Genomic DNA, 7251 nt, shown 5'->3' with positions numbered 1-7251 from the left:
GAGTTGGAGCGGTAGTTCAGTTGGTTAGAATACCGGCCTGTCACGCCGGGGGTCGCGGGTTCGAGTCCCGTCCGCTCCGCCAACACAAAGAGATAAGCCTCATCGAAAGATGAGGCTTTTTTCGTTTAGACGCTGGATAAATCTGCTCAGACCCACTTTCAGCGGTGTTTTACTCAGCCTCGTTTATGTAAGTTATTCTGAAACCACTCTTTTTATTAAAAGGGTTTAGCGGTTTTCTTTATGATAGACTGCTAGTTTTTACGGCTGGACAGGTCAGTTTTTCATTTGTGGGTGAGGTGGTTGTGCGCCACTTGGCAGTATTGAACTGTGTTTCTGCCCTCAGATAAATTAAACGGTATAATGTTTACCAATTTTTACGAGTAATAAAATGAATTGTCGTCTAGGTTGCGGTGCTTGCTGTATTGCGCCTTCAATCAGCAGTGGGATCCCTGGTATGCCAAATGGTAAGGCGGCTGGAGAGCGCTGTGTGCAGCTCAGTGATGACAATTTATGTTTGATTTTCGGCTCGCCTGATCGTCCTGCGGTTTGTAGTGATTTTGAAGCGTCTTTAGATGTCTGTGGGGATTCAAACGAAGAGGCGCTCTGGTTGATCACAAACCTTGAATCTCAAACATCTCAATAGTTTATTGCTGACAGGTGAATTATGCAGTTAACACGCTATACCGACTTTGGTGTTCGCACGCTGATGTATCTGGCGGTTCAGCCCGATAGAACTACCCTTTTTAGGATCGCGGAGATTACCGAGGTCTTCGATTTGTCGCCAAATCATGTCTCGAAGATTGTGCACCACTTAGGCAAGTTGGGTTATCTGGAAACCATACGCGGCAAAATGGGCGGATTTCGTTTAGGTAAACCAGCGAGTGAAATTAACCTTGGGCAACTGATCCGTGCGTTAGAGAACTCACTGGCACCGATTGATTGCAGTAAACCCTATTGCCGTTTCACTCCCGCCTGTCAGTTGAAGGGCGTGTTAGCCCAAGCCGTTGAGGCGTATTTAAACGTGCTCGATCAATACAGCCTGCAGGACATTGTCAGCAATCGAAATGAGCTGCTGGCACTGTTGCCAGATATGACTATTTCTGTCTTACAGTTGGATTAGCACCTTTCTCATGGGCTAGTTCTATGGGCAACAAACTTGACGTCGGCACTAGCTCAATCCCTTCCGCCTTTAGGCGCGCTAAGTTCGTTTTTAGGAAGTGAATGGTTTCTGGGTAAGGATGGGCGATAGCCACCAGACTGCCTTGCGAGTGAGCCTGACTAATCATTAGATTAAATTGTTTTTCCAGCGCTGCGGCACTAACATCATTATCGAGAAAGAGTTGGCGTCGTAACAGTGGCACGCCGAGTAAATCTGCCTTATCTCCTGCCTTAGTGAACTTGGTTGTCATGCTATCGACAAAGTAGAGCCGCTTCTGCTTTAGCGTTTCCATCACCCACAGCATAGGATCATCGAGCTGCGTTAGCAGGCTTCCCATATGATTGTTGGCGCCTTTAGCAAAGGGCACACTGGCGATGGCTGCAAGTACACTGCTACGGATCTGTGCTTCGCTCATATTATTCGTTAAACCGCCAACACCTAAGGCTTTACCATTGAGAGCCTGCATGGGTAAGTGCAGCATAATCTCGTGGCCTTTAGCGTGCGCGGCTTTGGCTAATTTATTACTGAGCGGTGTGTGTGGCAGCACCGACAAGGTGACTGCGCTTGGGAGTGACAGCACGGCTTCGTCGGTGTGGCGATAGCCAATATCATCGATGATCAGGGCGATTTGAGCCGCATTGCTTGGTGCAATGCACAGGGCCCAAAGGGCCAATATATAAAATAGACGCACTATTTCTTCTTATTAGTCATGATGTCGCATCCAAGCGATAGCAGAGGTCACTAGGCTGTCTTGGCTAACATCGGTTCGTGCTGAGATGGCGTCGATTATAGCCATATTCTTTTGATTGGAACCAGTTTCGGTTACAACTTTAATGTCGGGCACTATGCCGATATCGTGAATGTTTTCCCCTCTGGGCGTGTTGTACTGGGCGATGGTGAGCTTGATGGCATTGCCGTCGTTCAGTATGGGGATCAGGCTTTGCACTGTGCCTTTGCCAAAGCTCGTTTCACCGAGTAGTTTGGCGCGGCCATTTTCCTGCAGGGCGGCAGCGAGGACTTCGGAGGCGGAGGCAGAGCCTTTGTTGATCAGCACTAACATAGGCACATTAGTCAGCATGGTTTGCGGTGAGGCGTAATAGTCGGAGTTGGCATCGAAAAAGCGGCCAGAGGTTGAGACGATTCGGCCCTTCGCTAAAAACAGATCGGCAATCTTGATTGCCTGATCCAGCAAGCCGCCGGGATTATTGCGTAAATCTAAAATCAGGCCTGTAAGATGCGCGTTTTGCCACTGGCTTAAACTGCGCACCATGTCTTCGGTGGAGTTCTCTTGAAAGCTACTGAGCCTGACGTAGCCGATATTACCATCCAGCAATTTACTGGCGACAGATTGAATCGTAATGGTGCTGGGCTTAAGGGATACCTCAAATTCCACGGTATCATTACGGTGTTTAAGCGTCAGGCGGATACTTTGATTGCTTAGGCTATGTTGTTTGATTTGATTGAGGATATCCGCAAGGTTGGTTTCGGTGGTTGGGGTGTCATTCAGCTTGATAATGATATCGCCCGCTTGGATACCGGCCTGTTCGGCGGGAGAATTGGCGAAGGGTGCAATAATGCTGATATGGTCTTTATCGCTGGCGACCTCAAAGCCAAAGCCAAAGTATTCGCCCCGATTTGAGTCTTTTAAGTCGAGTAATTCTTGGTGATTTAAAAAGCTGGAATAGGGATCTAAATGCTCAAAAATCCCTTTAATGGCGGCTTGCACCAGCTCATCTTTGGAAACGGTTTTAACGTAATAGGTTTCGACCGTTTCTAATACATCCTGCAATAGCGGGTAGTCGAAGTCACTTTGATATGACTTGGCATTCTCTTGGCTGGAGAGGCTAATGGACAGACCTAGGCTTAGGCCGAGTCCAAGGCAGACGATATTGCGGATTAGTTGTTTCATAGCCGTCCCCTGTGATGATGGGGACGGCCACCTTAGCGACAGTACTGATTAACGGCAGTACTTGGCTGGATCGACCGCTTGCCCCTTATACCTTATTTCAAAGTATAGGCCAGGCTCTGTCTGTCCACCCGAACGTCCGACTAAAGCAATTGCTTCACCGGTTTTGACCATGTCCCCAGGGCTTTTTAACAGGGCCTGCGCATGGCCGTAGAGGCTCATATAACCTTTGCCATGGTCTATCACCATCACCATACCAAAGCCTTTAAGCCAGTCGGCATAGATGACTTTACCGCCGGAAACCGCACGAATATTTTGTCCTTCGGGTGCGGAGAGCATAGTGCCTTTCCACACCACTTGGCCGGATCTCGGGCTGCCAAAGCTGGCACTGACACGACCTTTAGTCGGCCACTTGAGTTTGCCGCCTTGTTTATCGAAGCCTTCCATTGAGGGGTTATCACGCATCGCCTTAAGCGCTTGCTCAACCACTCGTTTTAAGCTGGCTTCTTCAATTTGCAGTTGTTCGAGTTCGGCGCCCTTGGTATTCAGGGTGCGCTGTAATTCTTTTAGGGTGAGCTGGCGTTGATCTTGTTCTTGGTTCAAGCGCTTAGATTGCACTTGTTGCTCGGCCATCAGCTTAGTTAATTGTTTTTGCTTGCTAGTTTGCGAGACTTTAATTTCATCTAGTTCGGTGATGGTTTTCTTTAACTCGTTAATCGAGTTCATGCGTGCCTTGTTGAGGTATTGGTAATAGGCCAACATCCGCTCAATCGTGGCGGGACTCTGCTGATTCAGCATCATCTTAGTGTAATCGTGGTTACCGGCAAGATAGGCGCTAGAGAGTTGTTTTGAGAGCGTTTTTTGCTGGCTGACCTTGAGGGTTTCTAACTCTTCTTGGCGTTGTTTGAGTTCTGCGAGCTTAGTATCAATCTGCGCCAAACTGTTTTTGGTGCTATTGACCTTTTTGGCTGCCGCCGCAATCGCCTCTTCGTCACTACGCAGCAGAGCGAGTAACTTTTCCCGCTGTTTACTGGTGTTTTTGAGCGCACTTTGTTGTTGGTTGATTTGCGCTTGGATGGATTTCAACTCGGACTGACGCTTCTCCAAATCAGAAGCGTAGACCGAGAAAGATAACATCATAAAGCCAGCAATAATGCTGGCTTTAACGGGGAGTCGAGTGCTCACTAGGTAACAACTACTCTTTTACGTGGATTAAGGGCTTACCCGTCATCTCTGCGGGAATGGTTTCACCCATTAGGTGCAGAATCGTTGGGGCGACATCGCTCAGTTTACCGCCTTCATCTATGGTGGCGTCACGGCCAACAAACACAAAGGGCACGAGTTCACTGGTATGCGCCGTATGGGCTTGGCCAGTGGTTTCGTCGGTCATCTGCTCGGCGTTGCCGTGGTCAGCGGTAATAATACATTCGCCGCCCACTTTCGCCAGCGCATCGACTACGCGGCCGATACAGGCATCGACAGCTTCGCAGGCTTTAACCGCCGCATCGAAGTTGCCAGTATGACCCACCATATCACCGTTCGGGTAGTTACAGATAATCACATCGTATTGAGCGGATTCAATCGCTGCGACTAACTTATCCGTCAGCTCGGTTGAGCTCATCTCAGGCTGCAAGTCGTAGGTTGCCACTTTAGGTGAGTTGATCAGGATGCGATCTTCACCGTTGAATGGCTCTTCCTTACCGCCGTTGAAGAAGAAGGTCACATGGGCGTATTTTTCAGTTTCGGAGATACGTAACTGAGTACGGCCACGGTTTTGCAGCACTTCACCTAAGGTATTCACTAGGTTTTCAGAAGGATAAGCGATAGGTGCTTTGATATCTGCTGCGTATTCGGTCAGCGTTACAAAGTTAACCTTTGGCGTCACTGCACGTTCAAAACCATCGAAATCGGCATTGATAAAGCTGCGGGTGATTTGACGAGCACGGTCGGCGCGGAAGTTCATGAAAACCAGCGCGTCGCCATCGCTCAAGCTGGCAACCTTGCCTTCGCTATCGGTAATGGCAGAAGACGACACAAACTCATCGTTTTCGTTACGCTCGTAAGCGGCTTCTAACGCGGTCACGGCGTTATCGTATTGGAACTTCGCCTTGCCTTGAGTGATCAGGTCGTAAGCCTGAGACACACGGTCCCAGCGGTTATCGCGGTCCATGGCAAAGTAACGGCCAATAATAGAGGCGATACGGCCATGGCCTAATGTAGTAAACAGATCATCAAAGTGGCTTAGGCTGCCTTTGGCGCTGCGAGGTGGGGTATCGCGACCATCTAAGAAGGCATGTAAGTACACTTTAGTGGCACCGCGCGCTACTGCCATACGGCACATGGCTTCTATATGCTCTTCATGGCTGTGTACGCCACCGGGAGAGAGCAGACCCATAATGTGCACTGCACCACCGGCTTTGACAGCCGCATCGACGGCATTGCAAAGGGCTGGGTTTTGTTCAAACTCATGATCTGCAATGGCTTTGCTGATACGAGTCAGCTCTTGGTAAACGATTCGGCCAGAACCTAAGTTGATATGGCCTACTTCAGAGTTCCCCATCTGCCCATCGGGCAAGCCTACATCTAAGCCTGAACCTGAAATTAAACCGTGGGCATATTGGGCGTTGAGACGGTCGAGTACTGGTGTGTTGGCGTGGTAAATCGCATTCATATGCGTATTTTCACGGTAACCCCAGCCATCGAGGATCAACAACGCGATTGGACGTTTAGTTGTCGTCATGGTGATACCTTTAAAGTTTAAGGAAGCTAAAGAAATCTGAAATTGGTTAAATATTACTACGTAAGCGGGGTACGAAAAAGCGCTTTACCTAGATTAAGGTCATCGAATCGCTATTTGAGCAGATTCTGTGAGCGCCAAGAGAAGCGAGATGGCGCAAGGGCTGAGCTGTGTTCTAGAACTGTGACTAAACTGCTGCAATCTGCCAAGGCAATGGGTATACTCTGTGCCCTTATCGAATTTTTCGCCATTTATACGGGCTGTTACCATGCAAGAATATATCGAATTTTTTAAGGCTCACACTATGCTAAGTCTGGCTTGGGTGGGTTTGTTTGTAATGCTTGTGGTCAGTGTGATCAAATCGAGCTTCTCTAAAATCAAAAATGTCACTCATCAAGAACTCACCACTATGGTGAACAGACAAGACGCTAAAGTCGTGGATGTGCGTTCAAATGACGAGTTCCGTAAGGGCCATATTGTTGATGCAGTTAACGTTACGCTCGCGGATATCAAAAATAATCAGGTTTCAGCCCTTGAAAAGTTCAAAGGCAGTCCCATTATACTGGTATGCAATGCTGGCATGACCTCGTCTCAAGCGGCTCAGCTTTTAAGTAAACAAGGTTTTGAAAACCTGTATAACTTGAAAGGTGGTATGGGTGAATGGCAGGCAGCAAATATGCCTGTTTCAAAAAGCAAAAGATAAGTTGTCGGCGGCAGTTATGCGCTGTGCTGCATAGTTAATTGATTGTGCAGCAGTGGCGTCATCATTGTTTGGCATACTAATCCTGTGGTCACTAAGGGCTTAAATTAAGTATTTAGATTGACTTCAAAAGTACCCCGTTAAGGGAACGTTGGGACGGTACTGAGATCTCATTCAGGCATCAAAGCACAAGCCCGAGCGAAATAGACAAAAAGCCAGCCGGATAAGCGTTGGCATAACATTGATAGGATAGGTAGGAAATTATGGCTGAAGTAGCAAACAACGAACAACAAGCCCCACAATTCAACATCCAACGTGTTTACACTAAAGATGTTTCTTTCGAAACACCTAACAGCCCAGCTGTATTCCAAAAAGAATGGAATCCAGAAGTTAAGTTAGATTTAGACACTCGCAGCGCTAAATTAGCCGACGACGTATACGAAGTGGTTCTGTCTTTGACTGTGACTGCACAAAACGCTGGCGAAACTGCATTCCTGTGTGAAGTACAACAAGCGGGTATCTTCTCAATCGCAGGTCTGACTGAGCCACAACTGGCTCACTCATTAGGTGCATACTGCCCTAACATCCTATTCCCATATGCGCGTGAAGCTGTAGGTAGCTTAGTGGGGCGTGGTACTTTCCCACAACTGAACTTAGCACCAGTAAACTTCGACGCTCTGTTCGCACAATACGTGCAACAACGTCAAGCCGCAGCAGCTGCACCAGCAGCCGAAGAAGCTAACGCTTAA

8 protein-coding genes and 1 tRNA gene are annotated in these 7251 nt (G+C 48.2%); 5 read left to right on the top strand and 4 right to left on the bottom strand.

Going from position 1 to position 7251, the window contains the following annotated elements; genetic code table 11:
- Positions 1–5 precede the first annotated feature (5 nt).
- The 3 genes from B5P39_RS20255 (at position 6) to B5P39_RS20245 (ending at position 1120) form a co-directional block, all read left to right on the top strand.
- Positions 6–82, top strand: a tRNA-Asp gene (locus B5P39_RS20255).
- 306 nt (positions 83–388) lie between these two features.
- Positions 389–643, top strand: a complete 255-nt coding sequence (locus B5P39_RS20250) for a YkgJ family cysteine cluster protein (protein WP_011624688.1) — start codon at positions 389–391, stop codon at positions 641–643.
- Between the two features lie 21 nt (positions 644–664).
- Positions 665–1120 (top strand): Rrf2 family transcriptional regulator, encoded by a 456-nt coding sequence (locus tag B5P39_RS20245; RefSeq protein WP_011620877.1) that lies wholly within the window; start codon positions 665–667, stop codon positions 1118–1120.
- Here B5P39_RS20245 and B5P39_RS20240 read toward each other — a convergent pair.
- Genes B5P39_RS20240 through gpmM form a run of 4 tightly spaced genes read right to left on the bottom strand, consistent with a single transcriptional unit; the run spans position 1095 to position 5805 of the window.
- Positions 1095–1850, bottom strand: coding sequence for a divergent polysaccharide deacetylase family protein (locus B5P39_RS20240; protein WP_088212746.1), 756 nt, complete (start codon positions 1848–1850; stop codon positions 1095–1097). The two genes, B5P39_RS20245 and B5P39_RS20240, sit on opposite strands and share 26 nt — an antisense overlap.
- 12 nt (positions 1851–1862) lie before the next feature.
- Positions 1863–3068, bottom strand: coding sequence for a S41 family peptidase (locus B5P39_RS20235; protein ID WP_088212745.1), 1206 nt, complete (start codon positions 3066–3068; stop codon positions 1863–1865).
- 48 nt (positions 3069–3116) lie between these two features.
- Positions 3117–4250, bottom strand: coding sequence for a murein hydrolase activator EnvC family protein (locus B5P39_RS20230; RefSeq protein WP_011624692.1), 1134 nt, complete (start codon positions 4248–4250; stop codon positions 3117–3119).
- A gap of 10 nt (positions 4251–4260) precedes the next feature.
- Positions 4261–5805, bottom strand: coding sequence for a 2,3-bisphosphoglycerate-independent phosphoglycerate mutase (gene gpmM, locus B5P39_RS20225; RefSeq protein WP_088212744.1), 1545 nt, complete (start codon positions 5803–5805; stop codon positions 4261–4263).
- 265 nt (positions 5806–6070) lie between these two features.
- Between gpmM and B5P39_RS20220 the strand changes: the two genes are divergently transcribed.
- Positions 6071–6505, top strand: a complete 435-nt coding sequence (locus tag B5P39_RS20220) for a rhodanese-like domain-containing protein (protein ID WP_011620881.1) — start codon at positions 6071–6073, stop codon at positions 6503–6505.
- 260 nt (positions 6506–6765) lie between these two features.
- Positions 6766–7251 (top strand): protein-export chaperone SecB, encoded by a 486-nt coding sequence (secB, locus tag B5P39_RS20215; protein WP_011620882.1) that lies wholly within the window; start codon positions 6766–6768, stop codon positions 7249–7251.

This window comes from Shewanella sp. Shew256 (assembly GCF_002196695.1).
In the GTDB taxonomy this organism is placed as follows: Bacteria; Pseudomonadota; Gammaproteobacteria; order Enterobacterales; family Shewanellaceae; genus Shewanella; species Shewanella mangrovisoli.
This window is presented reverse-complemented; position numbering and strand designations above follow the sequence as displayed.

Bases quoted from the DNA above. Each gene is read 5' to 3' on its own strand.
- secB (WP_011620882.1), top strand. From the start codon at position 6,766: ATGGCTGAAGTAGCAAACAACGAACAACAAGCCCCACAATTCAACATC.
- B5P39_RS20245 (WP_011620877.1), top strand. From the start codon at position 665: ATGCAGTTAACACGCTATACCGACTTTGGTGTTCGCACGCTGATGTAT.
- B5P39_RS20220 (WP_011620881.1), top strand. From the start codon at position 6,071: ATGCAAGAATATATCGAATTTTTTAAGGCTCACACTATGCTAAGTCTG.
- B5P39_RS20235 (WP_088212745.1), bottom strand. From the start codon at position 3,068: ATGAAACAACTAATCCGCAATATCGTCTGCCTTGGACTCGGCCTAAGC.
- gpmM (WP_088212744.1), bottom strand. From the start codon at position 5,805: ATGACGACAACTAAACGTCCAATCGCGTTGTTGATCCTCGATGGCTGG.
- B5P39_RS20250 (WP_011624688.1), top strand. From the start codon at position 389: ATGAATTGTCGTCTAGGTTGCGGTGCTTGCTGTATTGCGCCTTCAATC.